8 protein-coding genes are annotated in these 15,538 nt (G+C 60.6%); 2 read left to right on the plus strand and 6 right to left on the minus strand.

From position 1 onward, the window contains the following. Positions 1-107: 107 nt before the first annotated feature. A complete protein-coding gene (ccoG, locus tag ACYZTX_RS17745) occupies positions 108-1,538 on the plus strand; it encodes a cytochrome c oxidase accessory protein CcoG (protein WP_462035170.1) in 1,431 nt (476 codons plus the stop codon). Positions 1,539-1,684: 146 nt separating this feature from the next. Then, positions 1,685-3,094 (plus strand): GntR family transcriptional regulator MpaR, encoded by a 1,410-nt coding sequence (gene mapR / locus ACYZTX_RS17750; protein WP_462035171.1) that lies wholly within the window; start codon positions 1,685-1,687, stop codon positions 3,092-3,094. A gap of 124 nt (positions 3,095-3,218) precedes the next feature. On the opposite strand, the gene ACYZTX_RS17755 is transcribed toward mapR, so the two are convergent. From ACYZTX_RS17755 to ACYZTX_RS17780, 6 genes are all read right to left on the minus strand, one after another. Beyond that, positions 3,219-3,965 (minus strand): SDR family oxidoreductase, encoded by a 747-nt coding sequence (locus ACYZTX_RS17755; protein ID WP_462035172.1) that lies wholly within the window; start codon positions 3,963-3,965, stop codon positions 3,219-3,221. Between the two features lie 93 nt (positions 3,966-4,058). After that, positions 4,059-6,140, minus strand: a complete 2,082-nt coding sequence (locus ACYZTX_RS17760) for a putative bifunctional diguanylate cyclase/phosphodiesterase (RefSeq protein WP_462035173.1) — start codon at positions 6,138-6,140, stop codon at positions 4,059-4,061. A gap of 312 nt (positions 6,141-6,452) precedes the next feature. After that, a complete protein-coding gene (locus ACYZTX_RS17765; protein ID WP_462035174.1) occupies positions 6,453-7,934 on the minus strand; it encodes an efflux transporter outer membrane subunit in 1,482 nt (493 codons plus the stop codon). Beyond that, positions 7,931-11,038 (minus strand): efflux RND transporter permease subunit, encoded by a 3,108-nt coding sequence (locus ACYZTX_RS17770; protein WP_462035175.1) that lies wholly within the window; start codon positions 11,036-11,038, stop codon positions 7,931-7,933. Before ACYZTX_RS17770 ends, ACYZTX_RS17765 begins: the two co-directional genes overlap by 4 nt. Continuing rightward, positions 11,035-14,139, minus strand: a complete 3,105-nt coding sequence (locus ACYZTX_RS17775; RefSeq protein WP_462035176.1) for an MdtB/MuxB family multidrug efflux RND transporter permease subunit — start codon at positions 14,137-14,139, stop codon at positions 11,035-11,037. Before ACYZTX_RS17775 ends, ACYZTX_RS17770 begins: the two co-directional genes overlap by 4 nt. Next, entirely contained in the window at positions 14,136-15,452 is a 1,317-nt protein-coding gene (locus ACYZTX_RS17780) for an MdtA/MuxA family multidrug efflux RND transporter periplasmic adaptor subunit (RefSeq protein ID WP_462035177.1), read from the minus strand. The genes ACYZTX_RS17775 and ACYZTX_RS17780 overlap by 4 nt, the downstream gene beginning before the upstream one ends. Between the last annotated feature and the right edge of the window lie 86 nt (positions 15,453-15,538).

Consider the following 15,538-nt stretch of genomic DNA (forward strand, 5'->3'; position numbering starts at 1 on the left):
ATCAGCGCCCATCTGATCCGCTTTTTTTTGCAATAGGTGAGTCTGTTATGCAAACAGATCACCGCTCATAGTGCTCAGGCCTGATGGAGGCTGATGAGCGAAAGACCATGAGCGATAGAATCCCCGTCCGAATTGTTGAAAGTGCCTCGCCCGTTCAAAGCTATGAGCCTTCGCGTCCAAAGATGAAGGCCAAGTCCAGCGACAACCTGATCCACACCCGCAGCTTCACCGGTTTATTCCGCACCCTGCGCATGAGTGGCGCGGGGTTTCTGTTCCTGCTGTTCTTTGGCACGGTGTGGTTGAACTGGGGCGGCCGCCAGGCGGTGCTTTGGGACCTTTCCGAGAGCAAATTCCACATCTTCGGTGCAACCTTCTGGCCACAGGATTTCATCCTGCTGTCAGCGCTGCTGATCATTGCTGCGTTCGGGCTGTTTGCGATCACCGTATTCGCCGGGCGGGTCTGGTGCGGTTACACCTGCCCACAGAGTTCCTGGACCTGGATCTTCATGTGGTGCGAAAAGCTCACCGAAGGTGAACGCAACCAGCGGATCAAGCTGCAAGCTGCGCCTTGGGGTCTGAACAAACTGATCCGTCGCTCGGCCAAGCACACCTTGTGGCTGGCCATCAGCCTGTTGACCGGCCTGACTTTTGTCGGCTACTTCACCCCGATCCGACCACTGGCCGAAGAACTGCTGACCTTGCAGATGGGTGGCATCAGTCTGTTCTGGGTTCTGTTCTTTACCGGTGCGACTTACATCAACGCCGGTTGGCTGCGTGAAGCCGTGTGCATGCACATGTGCCCGTATGCGCGGTTCCAAAGCGTGATGTTCGATAAGGACACCCTGACCATCTCCTACGACGTCACCCGTGGCGAGAACCGTGGCCCGCGCAAACGTGACGTGGCGCCGGCTGAAGTCGGCCTCGGTGATTGCATCGATTGCCAGCTGTGCGTGCAGGTCTGCCCGACCGGCATCGACATCCGCGACGGTTTGCAGATGGAATGCATCGGTTGCGCCGCGTGTATCGACGCCTGTGATTCGATCATGGACAAAATGGGCTATGCCCGCGGACTGATCAGCTATACCTCGGAGCATCAGTTGCAAGGTGGCAACACTCACCTGCTGCGGCCGCGATTGATCGGTTACACCGCGGTGCTGCTGGTGATGATCGGTGCGCTTGCCCTGGCGCTGGTGGAGCGGCCGATGGTCTCGCTGGACGTGAGCAAGGACCGTGGCCTGTTCCGCGAGAACAGTCAGGGGCAGATCGAAAACATCTACAGCCTGAAAGTCATCAACAAGACCCAGCAACGTCAGGACTATCGTCTGACCCTGGTCGATGGCGACGGCTTCCAATTGCAAGGCAAGACCGAACTGAGCCTGGCACCCGGTGAGATAGTTGATGTGCCGGTGTCGGTGGCGATGACCACGGAACGGCCGAGCAGCAGTTCGCAAAGCATCAGCTTCAAGATTGTCGACAGTGATGAGCCGGACATTTATAGCGTGGCGAAGAGCCGGTTTGTTGCGCCGATGAATCGTTGAGCCTTTAAGATGCAACGCCAAAGATCGCAGCCTTCGGCAGCTCCTACAGGTGTACGCCGATCCATTGTAGGAGCTGCCGAAGGCTGCGATCCTGGCGACCTGAATGCCACCCATTTTTCAATGAATGACACCAGTCCAGGCACTCGATGAAACGCTACGAAAAATTCGCCGACGACATCGCTGAACTGATCCGCTCCGGCGTCCTCGGCCCCGGCCAGCGCGTGCCGTCGGTACGCTACGCGAGCCAGACCTACGGGGTCAGCCCGTCCACCGTATTCCAGGCCTATTACCTGCTCGAACGCCGAGGCCTGATCCGCGCTCGCCCGCGCTCCGGCTACTTCGTCAACGCGCACGCGCCGAGCCCGTTCTCGGAGCCGGTGATCAGCAGCCAGGTCAGCGAGTCCACCGAAGTCGACGTCAGCGCATTGGTGTTCTCGGTCCTCGATTCGATAAAGGACCCCAACACCGTGCCCTTCGGCTCGGCCTTCCCCAGCCCGACCCTGTTTCCGCTGCAGCGCCTGTCCCGATCCCTGGCCAGCGCTGCCCGAGAGATGGACCCGCGCATGGTCGTCACCGACATGTCGCCGGGCAACCCGCAGCTGCGTCGACAAATCGCCCTGCGCTACATGGTCGGCGGGCTGATGTTGCCCATGGAAGAACTGCTGATCACCAACGGCGCGCTGGAAGCGCTGAACCTGTGCCTGCAAGCGGTCACCGAGCCCGGCGACCTGGTGGCCATAGAAGCCCCGGCGTTCTACGCCTGCCTGCAAATACTCGAACGGCTGAAGCTCAAAGCCGTCGAAATCCCTGTCCATCCGCGCGATGGCATCGACCTTGGCGTACTCGCGCAAACCCTGGAACGGCACCCGATCAAGGCCTGCTGGTGCATGACCAGCTTCCAGAACCCGATGGGCGCGACGATGCCCGAGGCGAAGAAACAGGAACTGGTTGAGCTATTGCGCAGCCATCAAGTGCCACTGATCGAAGACGACGTCTACGCCGAACTCTATTACGGCCAACAGGCGCCGAAACCGGCGAAGGCTTTTGATACCGAAGGACTGGTGATGCACTGCGGTTCATTCGCCAAAAGCCTGGCCCCCGGCTACCGCATCGGCTGGGTCGCTGCCGGGCGCTATGCGCAGAAGATCGAACGGCTGAAACTCATGACGTCTCTGTGCGCGTCGATGCCGGCCCAGGCAGCCATCGCCGATTACCTGCAACACGGCGGCTACGACCGGCACCTGCGAAAACTGCGCTACGCCCTGGAAGAACAACAAAGCGCCATGCTCGCCGCCATCGCGCGCTACTTCCCGGCGCAGACTCGCGTCAGTCAACCCGCCGGCGGCTACTTCCTGTGGCTGGAATTGCCACCGCAGATGGATTCGCTGAAGCTGTTTCAGATGGCGTTGGCGCAAGGGATCAGCATTGCGCCCGGGCCGATTTTTTCACCGACCCAGCGGTTCAGGAACTGTATTCGGCTGAATTACGGCAGCCCTTGGGATGAGACTGCCGAGAAAGCGATGGAGACGTTGGGGCGGATTGTGCGGTCGTTCTGAAGGCTTGATGGCGCCTGGTCTACCGCCTTCGCGAGCAGGCTCGCTCCCACAGGGGAATGCGATCAACTGTGGGAGCGAGCCTGCTCGCGAAGAGGTCAGATCAGACAAAAAAGAACCTTAAGGATTAACGCCCGCCGCCGAGATCAACGAATGTCCCGGTCGCATACGAAGCCTTGTCCGACAACAACCACACAATTGCCTCAGCCACTTCATCCGGCCGCCCGCCCCGGGCCATCGGAATCGCCGACTCCAGCTTGCTGACCCGATCGGGATCACCGCTCAACGCATGAAAGTCGGTATAGATGTAACCAGGGCGCACCGCGTTGACGCGAATGCCTTCGCCGGCCACTTCCTTGGACAGGCCGATGGTGAACGTATCCAGCGCACCTTTCGACGCCGCGTAGTCGACGTACTCGCTGGGGGCGCCCAAGCGTGAGGCCACCGAGGACACGTTAACGATGCTGCCACCCTGCCCGCCGTGTTTGGGCGACATGCGCAGGATCGCGTGTTTCGCGCAGAGGATCGGCGCAAGGACGTTGGTTCTGAGGATTTTGAGGATACGAAATTCGGACATTTCATCGACCCGGGATTTGTGCCCGACCGTCCCGGCGTTGTTCACCAGTGCCGTGACCCGGCCCAGTTCAGTGTCCACGCGGTGGAACAAGGCGATCACTTCGTCTTCGATGCTGACATCAGCGCGAACCGCGATAGCTTGCGCGCCCAGCGCCCGGACTTGGTCCAGCACAGTTTGCGCAGCCGATTCGTCGGCCAGATAGTTGATACAGATCCGATAGCCTTGTTCGGCGGCCAACAGGGCTGTGGCGGCGCCGATACCGCGGCTGCCGCCAGTGATGACGATGACTTTGTCCATGCGAACTTTCCCCCTTTCCAAGCATTAGCAGTCGGGGGCAAGAATAACCGTCATCGCGGGATTTTGCATGGGCTCACATCAATCACCTGGTTCTCAACTCACTGCCAATTGCTCTGCGCGGTGAATATCCACCATGAAGCGTTCGGCCGGCAGCGGGTGCCCGAGCAGATAGCCCTGCAGCGAGTCGCACCCCAGTTGCGTCAGGAAGTCTTGCTGCGAGTTGGTTTCCACCCCTTCGGCGACGATCCGCAACCCCAGCGCCTGGCCGAGGGCGACGATGGCGGAAACGATGGCGGCGTCATCGCTGTCACGTTCCAGATCGCGGACAAATCCCCGGTCGATTTTCAGTTCGTTGGCTGGCAAGTGCTTGAGGTACATCAAACTCGAATAGCCGGTGCCGAAGTCATCGATCGACAGGTCGACACCCATTGTCGAAAGCTCCTGCAGCACCGTCATGCTCGCATCGGCATCGCTCATGGCGGTGGTTTCAGTGATCTCAAGGGTCAGGCTGTTGGCCGGCAAATGGTGAGTGGCCAAGGCTTTGGCAACACTCTGGACCAGGCCCGCGTGGCAGAACTGCAAGGCTGAAAGGTTCACGGCGATGCGCCAGTCGGTGTACCCGAGCACGTACCATTCGCGCATCTGACGGCAGGCTTCGTTGAGCACCCACTCGCCAATCGGAATAATCAGCCCGGTCTTTTCCGCCAGTTCAATGAACTTGTCCGGCAGCAGCATGCCCTGGGTCGGATGCACCCAGCGCAGCAACGCCTCGGCGCCGACCGGCCGACCATTGGCGGCATCGAACTTGGGCTGGTAATAGAGGCTGAACTGCTGCTGATCGAGGGCGATACGCAAGTCCTGCAGCAATTGCAGCTGTTTGCGCGCGTTGCTGTTCATCGAAGCATCGAAGAAGCTATAGCCGTTTTTCCCGGCGCCCTTGGCGTGATACATCGCCGCGTCGGCGTTCATCAGCAACTCTTCGGCGGTTTCACCGTTACCCGGATAAATCGCGATACCAACGCTGGCGGAAATCTGCACGTCATGTTCGGCGACCCGGAACGAGCGCGCGATCAGCCCGACCTGACGGGCCGCCAGGGCCAATGCGTCGCTCTGCTCGCCAAGTTGCACCAGCAATACGAACTCATCACCGCCGATCCGCGCCAGGGTGTCCTGGCTGCGCAAATCCTCACGCAGGCGCAGGCCGACTTCACGCAACAACAGATCGCCCATATGGTGACCGAAGGCATCGTTGACCGGTTTGAAACCGTCCAGATCGATGAACATCAATGCGAAACAACCGCCCTGCTCGCGCACCATCGACATCGCCTGATCGATGCGGTCAGCCAGCAACACGCGATTCGGCAGGCCGGTCAGGGTGTCATGCAAGGCCAATTGGGTCAGTTCGCGGTTGGCCTCGGTCAATGAGCGGGCGAGTCCTGCGGTGCGTGCCTCAAGGCGCGCATCGAGGATCGAGGTCAGTAAAGCAAGGCTCAACACCGCCAGGGTGGTGATCAGCACCAGATTGTCCAGGCCCTTGCCGTTCAAGCCGCTAACGGCCGCCCCACAGAAGCTGCCGTCCGGGAAACGCGCCGCCGCCATGCCGGTGTAGTGCATGCCGACAATCGCGAGGCCCATGATCACCGCCGCACCGCCACGGATCAGGCCGACAAAAGGCGTGTGCTGGCGCAGGCGGAAAGCGATCCATAACGCGGCGCCCGAGGCGACTACGGCGATCAGCAGCGAGGCGCCGAATAGCGTCGGATCGTAATCGATGCCCGGCTGCATGCGCATGGCAGCCATGCCGGTGTAGTGCATGGCGCTGATCCCGGCACCCATGACCAGCGCGCCAAACGCCAATTGCCAGGCCGGTAATTGTGGCTGGCTGACCAGCCACAGGGCAAAGCCGCAGGACAGGATGCCAATCAGCAGAGACAGCAACGTGATGCTGACGTCGTAACCAAGGTCGACGGGCAATTTGAACGCGAGCATGCCGATGAAATGCATCGACCACACGCCAACCCCCATGGCAAAAGCGCCGCCCGCCGTCCATAGATGCACGGCCCGGCCCTTGGCTGTGGCGATGCGTTCGGTCAGGTCGAGCGCGGTATAGGACGCGAGAACCGCCACAAAAAGCGAGATGATAACCAGCGTGGGGGAATAGCTACCGATAAGCATGAGACTACTCGCTACGGCCCCTCCGTACTGCTTCCATTCTCGGGGGGCAAATCGGGCGATTGTACTGATTGCGTAAAAGAACGCACTGACAAAATTAGCAAAGGGCCATCAAGCCGATGAAACACTTGTTTGACACCTGAAAGCCCTGTAGCAGCTGCCGAGCCTGCGAGGCTGCGTTCGGCTGCGAAGCAGTCGTGAAATCAGACGACACGGTGTTTCAGGAAGACCGTGTGTGCCGGGTTTACGACTGCTACGCAGCCGAACGCAGCCTCGCAGGCTCGGCAGCTGCTACAGGGCTTTGAGGTGCTGCTGTTATTGTTTGTCGCTCATCTGTAGCTGACCATCCCAGCCGCCACCCAGTGCCGCAATCAATTGCACGCTGGCAATCAACCGGCTCTGCAACAAATCCAGCATGTTGCGTTCATTGTTCAGCGCCGTGGCTTGAACCACCACCACATCAAGGTAAGCAATCAACCCGGCTTTGTACTGGTTCTGGGTCAGACGCAGCGATTCACGTGCGGCATCCAGTGCCTGTTGACGCACTTCGGATTCGTTTTCCAGAACCTTGAGCTGGACCAGATAGTTTTCCACCTCACGGAAGCCGTCGAGCACGGTCTGGCGGTACTTGGCCACCGTTTCGTCGTAGGCCGCTTCGCTGCGGTCAACTTCCGCGGAGCGCTGGCCGCCATCGAACAAGGTCATGGCCAATTGTGGCCCGACCGACCAGAAGCGATTCGGCACGCTGATCCAGTTGGAAGAAGTGCTGCTGCTGTAACCGCCGTTCAGGCTCAGGGTGAAGTCCGGGTAATAGGCAGCCTTGGCCACGCCGATGTTGGCGTTGGCCGCCATCACCGAGCGCTCTGCGGAAGCGATGTCCGGGCGGCGTTCGAGCAATTGCGAAGGCAGGCTCAGCGGCACCTCGGGCAACGCAGGAATGTCTTTGGTTTCAGTCAACTTGAACTCGGCCGGCGGCAACCCGATCAGTACGGCAATCGCGTTCTCGAACTGCGCTCGCTGCCAGATCAGATCGACCATGTCAGCCTCGGTGCTCTTGAGCTGAGTCTGTGCCTGCGCCACCGCATCCTTGCCGGAGACACCGGCGCGGTACTGGTTTTGGGTCATTTTCAACGAGCGTTGATAGGCCTCGACCGTCGCTTCCAACAGGCGTTTCTGCTCGTCGATCACCCGCAGTTGCAGATAGTTCTGCACCAGTTCCGACTGCTGACTCAAGCGCATCGCCGCCAGATCGGCAAAACTGGCCTGGGCGTTGGCGGTGTCGGCCTCAAGTCCACGGCGCAATTTGCCCCAGATATCCGCTTCCCAACTGACCCCCGCCTGAGCGGTATAGGTGTCGCGAATCCCGCTGGAAGAGCTGGTCAGGCTCGAACTGCTGCTGCCCGTGCCCTGGCTGGAACGGTTTTTCCCGACGGTCAGGTCCACGGTCGGGAAAAACGCACCACGGGCACTGCGCACCAACGCCTGGGCTTGACGGTACTGGGCTTCGGACTGCGCGACGGTCTGGTTGGCGCTGTTGAGTTTCTCGATCAGGCCATTGAGCTGCTGATCGCCATACAATTCCCACCAGGCACCACGGGCCAGAGAATCGCCGGGACTGGCCTGACGCCAGCCTGCCGCTTCCTTGAATTGCACTGGCGAGGCGGATTGCGGGCGCTGATAGTCCGGGCCGATGGCGCAGGCGCTGAGCATCGCTACGCACAGCGCCAAGCTCAACAAACGTGAGCCTCGGGCCGTAACCAGCGGTGCAGCCAGATGGAAAAGCGAACGGTCAGTCATAGCGGAGTTTCCAGAGCAGCATCGGTACGCACCCCACGCCAGTGGTTGAAGCGATGGCGCAGTTTGTCGAGATAGAGGTAAACCACCGGGGTGGTGTAAAGGGTCAGCACCTGGCTGAAGATCAGCCCGCCGATGATGGTCAGGCCCAGTGGCTGACGCATTTCCGCACCTTCGGCGCGGCTCAGCAGCAACGGTAACGCGCCGAGGATCGCCGCCAGGGTGGTCATCAGAATCGGCCGCAGACGTTGCAAACAGGCACTGCGAATCGACTCCAGCGGCGCCAGGCCTTGATGTCGTTCCAGCTGCAAGGCCAGGTCGATCATCAGAATGGCGTTTTTCTTCACCACGCCGATCAGCAGGAACAGCCCGAGCAACGAAATCAGGCTGAACTCACCGCCCAGCGCATAGATCGACAGCAACGCGCCGACCCCCGCCGACGGCAACGTCGAGAGAATGGTCAGTGGATGGATGTAGCTTTCATACAGCACACCCAGCACCAGATACACCGCCACCAGCGCCCCGAGAATCATCCACGGCTGGCTCTTCTGGGTCGCGGCGAAGGCGTCGGCGGTGCCGGCCATTTTCACGATCACGTCTTCCGGCATGCCGAGTCGGGCAATGGCCCGCTCGATGGCCGCCGTGCCCTGCTCCACCGTCACGCCTTCGGCCATGTCGAAGGAAATGCTCTCGGAGGCGAACTGGCCTTCGTGGCTGACGCGGTCGTCTTCCAGGCTGTTTTCATAATGAGCGATGGTCGACAGCGGAATCCGCGCGCCGTCAGCGGTGATCACCTGCACCTGTTTGAGGGTGATCGGGTCCTGGGCATATTTCGGATTGACCTCCATGACCACTTGATACTGGTTGAGGCTGTCGTAAATCGTCGAAATTTGCCGCTGGCTGTAAGCGTTGTTCAGCACCGCAGTGACCATGTCCATGTCGACGCCCAGGCGTTTGGCCTGATCCCGGTCGACGATCAGGGTCACCTGTTGGGCGCCGCGTCCTTCACGGGCGTCAATCGCGGTCAGCTCCGGCAAAGCCTTGAGCGCAGTCACGACTTTCGGGTACCACTGGCGCAATTCGCTGAGATCAGCGCTTTGCAGGATGTAGGAATACTGCGACGTGGTCTGTTCACGACCGCCACCAAACTGCAGGTCCTGATCGGCCATCAGCATTAACTGCGCACCGGCGACCTTGGGCATTTCCTTGCGCAGACGTTCGATGACTTTTTGCGCAGAAATGTTGCGTTCCTTGATCGGTTTCAGCCGCACCAGCATGAAGGCGTTGTTGGTGCCGTTGGTGCCGCCGATGAAGCCAGCGACGCTCTGCACCGCGTCATCCTTGAGCACAGCCCGGCGAAAGGTTTCCATTTTTGGCTGCATCACGCTGAACGACAACCCGTCATCGCCACGCACGAAACCGATCAGCTGGCCAGTGTCCTGCTGAGGCATAAATGTTTTAGGAACAACGACATACAGCGCAACGTTCACGCCGACTGTCACGATCAGGCTAAGCAAGGTCAACCGGCGGTGACGCAGCACCCAGTCAAGGCTTGTCGCGTATTTGCCGACCATCCACTCGTTAACCTGCTGACTCCAGCGCTGCAATCGGTTTTCCTCACCCGGTGTATGCGGCTTGAGCCAACGGGCGCAGAGCATCGGCGTCAGCGTCAACGAGACCACCAGCGACACCAGGATAGACGCCGCCAATGTGATGGAAAACTCGCGAAACAGGCTTTGGACAATCCCGCCCATGAACAGGATCGACAGGAACACCGCCACCAGCGAGACGTTCATCGACAGCAAGGTGAAGCCGACTTCCTGCGCCCCGAGGTACGCGGCCTTCATCGGCGGCACGCCTTTGTCGATGTGCCGGGAAATGTTCTCCAGCACCACAATGGCATCGTCCACCACCAGCCCGGTGGCCAGAATCAGCGCCATCAGCGATAGGTTGTTCAAGGAGAATCCGTAGAGGTACATCACCGCAAAGGTGCCGACCAGCGACACAGGCACCGCAAGGGTAGGAATCAACGAGGCGCGGAAGTTACCGAGGAACAGGAACACCACCAGAATCACCAGCGCCACGGCAATCAGCAGGGTCATTTCCGCTTCGTGCAAGGTCGCCTTGATTACCGGCGAACGGTCCATTGCCACGTTTAGTTTGACGCTGGCCGGCAACACGGCCTGCAACGCCGGCAACTGAGCCTTGATTTCGTTGACCGTCTCGATGATGTTGGCGCCGGCCTGGCGGTTGATCACCAGCAGTACCGCTGCGTCGTTGTTGAAGAAACCGCTGTTGTAGCGGTCTTCGACGCCGTCGCTGACCTTGGCCACGTCCTTCAGGCGCAGGGCCGCGCCGTCCGCGTAGTGAATGATCAGCGACTCGTAATCCTTGGCTTTTTCCAGTTGATCATTGGCCTGAACCTGCCACATCCGCTGGCTGTCTTCGACCGAGCCCTTGGGCCGGCGCACGTTGGCGTTGGCGATGGTGTTGCGCACATCGTCCAGCGCCACGCCGTATTGGTTGAGCGCCTGCGGTTCGAGTTCGATGCGCACCGCTGGCAAGGAACTGCCGCCGATTTGCACTTCGCCGACACCCTGCACCTGAGACAGGCTCTGGGACAAAATTGTCGAGGCCAAATCGTAAAGCTGGCCTTTTTCCAGCACGTCGGAGGTCAGCGACAGCACCATGATTGGCGCCTGGGACGGGTTGATCTTCTTGTAGGTCGGCATGCTGCGCATCCCGCTCGGCAGCAGGTTGCGCGAGGCGTTGATCGCCGCTTGCACTTCCCGGGCTGCGCCGTTGATGTCGCGGTCCAGGTCGAACTGCAAAATCACCCGGGTCGAGCCCTGGCTGGAGCGGCTGCTCATGGTGTTGACCCCGGCGATGGCGCCGAAGGAGCGCTCCAGCGGCGTGGCCACGGTCGAGGCCATGACCTCCGGGCTGGCGCCGGCCAGGCTCGCCTGAACCACGATCACCGGGAAGTCCATCTGCGGCAACGGCGCCACCGGCAACAGGCCGAAGCTCACGCCGCCCAGCAGCATGATCGCCAGGCTCAGCAACATGGTCGCGACCGGGCGCTTGATGAAAGGTCCGGACAGGTTCATGGCTGTTCTACCGCTTCCACGGATTCAGACTTGCGCCCCCAGCGCCGGCCGAGGCGGTCGAAGTACAGATAGATGACCGGCGTGGTAAACAGTGTCAGCACCTGACTCAACAACAAGCCACCCACCATCACCAGACCCAACGGTTGACGCAGTTCTGCACCAGAGCCGGTCGCCAGCATCAGCGGCACGGCGCCGAACAACGCGGCGAGTGTGGTCATCAGAATCGGCCGGAAACGCAGCAGCGCCGCTTGATAGATCGCGGTCTCCGGGTCCATGCCCTGATTGCGCTCAGCGTCGAGGGCGAAGTCGATCATCATGATCGCGTTCTTTTTCACGATACCGATCAACAGGATGATGCCGATGATCGCGATCATTCCCAGGTCATTGCCGCTCAACAGCAGCGCCAGCAACGCGCCGACCGCCGCCGAGGGCAAGGTCGAGAGAATGGTGATCGGGTGGATGTAACTCTCATAGAGCACGCCGAGCACGATGTACATAGTCACCACGGCCGCCAGAATCAGCAGCAAGGTGCTCGACAGCGACGCCTGGAAAGCCTCGGCCGCGCCCTGGAATTGAGTCTGCACGCCAATCGGCATGCCGATGTCTTTTTGTACCTGGTCGATGATCTCAACCGCCTGCCCCAGCGCCACGCCGGGCGCGAGGTTGAAGGACATCATCACCGCCGGGAACTGACCGATGTGAGTGATCGCCAGTTGTGCCTGACGCTCCTCGACGTGCGCCAGACTGGACAGGCGCACTTGCCCGCCGTCGGTGGTTTTCACGTGAATCTGGTTCAGCGCATCCGGGCCGATCTTCTCGCCTGACTGCGATTGCAGCACCACGCGGTATTGGCTGGCCTGGGTGTAGATGGTGGAAATCTGCCGCTGACCGAAGGCGTCGTACAGCGCATCGGTGATGTTCGACACCGACACGCCGACCCGCGATGCCGCGTCGCGGTCAATCACCAGATAGACCTGCAAGCCCTTGTCCTGCAAGTCGCTGGCAACGTCGGTCAGCTCCGGCCGTTGGACCAGTGCGTCCACCAGGCGACCGCTCCACAGACTCAGCAACTCCGAGTCCGGCGACGACATGCTGAACTGGTATTGAGTACGGCTGACGCGGTCTTCGATGGTCAGGTCCTGCACCGGCTGCATGAACAGGCGAATGCCGGTGAGCTTGTCCAGCTCCGGTTGCAGACGTGCAATCACCTCGGTTGCGCTCAGGTCGCGGTTGCTGTGGGATTTGAGGTTGATCAGCAGACGACCGCTATTGAGCGTCGAGTTGTCACCGTCCACACCGATGTAGGACGACAGGCTTTCCACCGCCGGATCCGCCAGGATCACTTTGGCCAATGCCTGCTGACGCTCGCTCATGGCGGCGAAGGAAATCGACTGCGGCGCCTCGGATATGCCCTGGATCACCCCGGTGTCCTGCACCGGAAAGAAGCCCTTGGGCACCACCATGTAAAGGAACACGGTCAACGCCAGCGTGCCGATGGCCACCATCAGGGTCAGCGGTTGATGCTTGAGAACCCACTGTAACTTGCGCCCGTAAGCCGCGATCATCCAATCAATTGTGGCGCCGCTGGCCCGATAGAAACGGCCCTGTTCTTCTTCCTTGGGTTCACGCTTGAGCAGCCGCGCGCACATCATTGGTGTCAGGGTCAGGGAGACGACAAGGGAAATCAGGATCGCCACCGCCAGGGTGATAGCAAATTCGCGGAACAGCCGCCCCACCACGTCGGCCATGAACAGCAGCGGAATCAGTACCGCGATCAGCGACAAGGTCAGGGAAATCAGGGTGAAGCCGATCTGCTTGGCGCCCTTGAGCGCGGCATTAAGGGGACTGTCCCCTTCTTCGATATACCGGGAAATGTTCTCCAGCATCACGATCGCATCGTCCACCACGAAACCCGTGGCGATGGTCAGGGCCATCAGGGTCAGGTTGTTGACCGAGAAACCGGCGAGGTACATCACGCCGAAGGTGCCGATCAGCGACAGCGGCACGGCCACCGACGGAATGATCGTGGCACTGGCCCGACGCAGGAACAGGAAGGTGACCATGACCACCAACGCAATGGCGATCAGCAACTCGTGTTGCACATCGGTGACGGAGGCGCGAATGGTCTGGGTGCGGTCGGTGAGGACCGTGACGTCAAGGCCGGCCGGCAGGTTATCGGTGATGCTTGGCAGCAGGGCTTTGATCCGGTCGACCACTTCGATGACGTTGGCACCGGGCTGACGCTGAATGTTCAACAGCACCGCCTGGTTTTCATTGGCCCACGCCGCCAGACGTTCGTTTTCCGCGCCATCGACAATCTCCGCCACATCCTTGAGCCGCAACGGCGCGCCGTTGGCGTAGGCGAGAATCAGGTTGGCGTAATCCTTGGGCGAAGTCAGTTGGTCATTGGCGTCGAGCATCGACACCCGGGTCGGGCCGTCAAAGTTGCCCTTGGGCTGGTTGACGTTGGAGGCGCCAATCAGGGTGCGCACGTCGGAGAGGTTCAGGCCATTAGCCGCGAGGGCTTCAGGGTTAACCTTGATCCGCACCGCCTGACGCTGGCCACCGGCAATGCTGACCATGCCGACACCGCTGATCTGGGCGATTTTCTGCGCCATCCGCGTGTCGACCAAGTCATTGAGCTTGGGCAGCAGCATGGTCTTGGAGGTGATGGCCAGGGTCAGCACCGGGGTGTCCGCCGGGTTGACCTTGTTGTACACCGGCGGCGCCGGCAGGTCCTTGGGCAGCAAATTGGTCGCGGCATTGATCGCCGCCTGCACCTGCTGCTCGGCGACGTCCATGTTGATGTCGAGGCTGAAACGCAGGGTCAACACCGAGGCACCGCCGGAACTGGTCGACGCCATTTGCGTCAGGCCGGGCATCTGCCCGAATTGACGCTCAAGGGGCGCGGTCACGGCGCTGGTCATGACATCCGGGCTGGCGCCGGGATACAGCGTCATCACGCGGATGGTCGGGTAATCGACCTGAGGCAGTGCCGACACCGGCAGCAGCCGATAGGCGATCACGCCGGCCAGGATAATGGCCAGCATGCTCAGGGTGGTGGCTACCGGGCGAAGGATGAACAGCCGCGAGATGTTCATGCGCCGCCCTTTTTCGCCTTGTCGGTGGTCGCAGGCTCAGTCGCGTTGGCCCCCGATTTGCCTTGCAGATGGCCGGTCGGGGTCGTCGGCACGTCCTTGGTGTCGTTGACTACTTCCACTTCGCTGCCTTCCTTCAAGCGGTCGGTGCCTTCAAGGACAACACGATCCCCAGGGGCCAGGCCTTCGGTAATCACGGTGTTTTCACCGTCACTGGCGCCGACCTTCAACTGACGAATCGTGACTTTCTTGTCGCCGTCCAGGGCGTAGACAAACGTGCCGTTGGTGCCGAACTGAATCGCTGCCGAAGGTGCGAGTACCACGTTTTTGAGGGTGTCGGCCAGCAGATGGACGTTGACGAACTGATTCGGGAACAGCGCCTGATCTCGGTTCTCGTAACGTGCCTTGAATTTCAGGGTGCCGGTGGTGACGTCGATCTGGTTGTCCAGGCTCTGCAAGACGCCAGTGGCCTGCAACTTGGTGTCGCCACGGTCCCAGGCTTCGGCGGGCAATTTGGCGCCGGTGCGATAACGGGCCAGCACGGTTTCCAGGCTGTTTTCCGGCAAGGTGAAGGCAACGCTGATCGGTTGGGTCTGGGTGATGATCACCAGCGCCGTGGTGTCGTTGGCTGCCACCAGGTTGCCGACATCCAGCTGACGCAAGCCCACACGCCCGGCAATCGGGGCGCGGATCTTGGTGAATTCCAGATTGAGCTTGGCATCGTTGACCGCTGCCTGATTGGTTTTGACAGTACCCTGATACTGGCCCACCAGCGCTTCGGCGGTGTCCAGAGTCTGCTTGGCAATACTGTCTTCGCGATACAAGCCGCGATAGCGCTCCACATCGACCTGGGCGTTTTTCAGTTGCGCCTGGTTCTGCAGCAACGTGCCTTCGGCCTGAAGCAAGGCATTCTGGTAAGGACGCGGATCGATTTCAGCCAGCAGATCGCCCGCTTTGACCATCTGCCCTTCCTCGAAGGAGATCTTCATCAGCTCACCACCGACGCGGCTGCGCACATTAATGGTGTTCAGCGCCGTCACGGTGCCCAGCGCTTTGTAATACAGCGGGAAGTCGCCCTTGACCGCTGGCGCGACACGCACCGGAACGGGCCCGGTCGCGCCACCGAAACCCGGACGCATCCCTCCCGACCTGCCGGTGTGTCCGGCAACGGCTTTTTGCCCTGCGCCCTCTTTTTGGGCAGTGCCGGCGGGCCAGAATTTCCAGCACAGGCCAGCGATGACCAACAGGACAAGCAGGCCAAACAGCCAGCGACGGGGACTACGGGAAACGGAGGATTGCATGGAATGATCAACCATTGGGCGCGTGGGCTTCTTCTACAGGAGGCTGAACGATAAGCACTGGCGGGCATTAAGCAAAGCGGCTTTACCGGCAATTTACCTTC

Source organism: Pseudomonas sp. MDT1-17 (assembly GCF_054898105.1).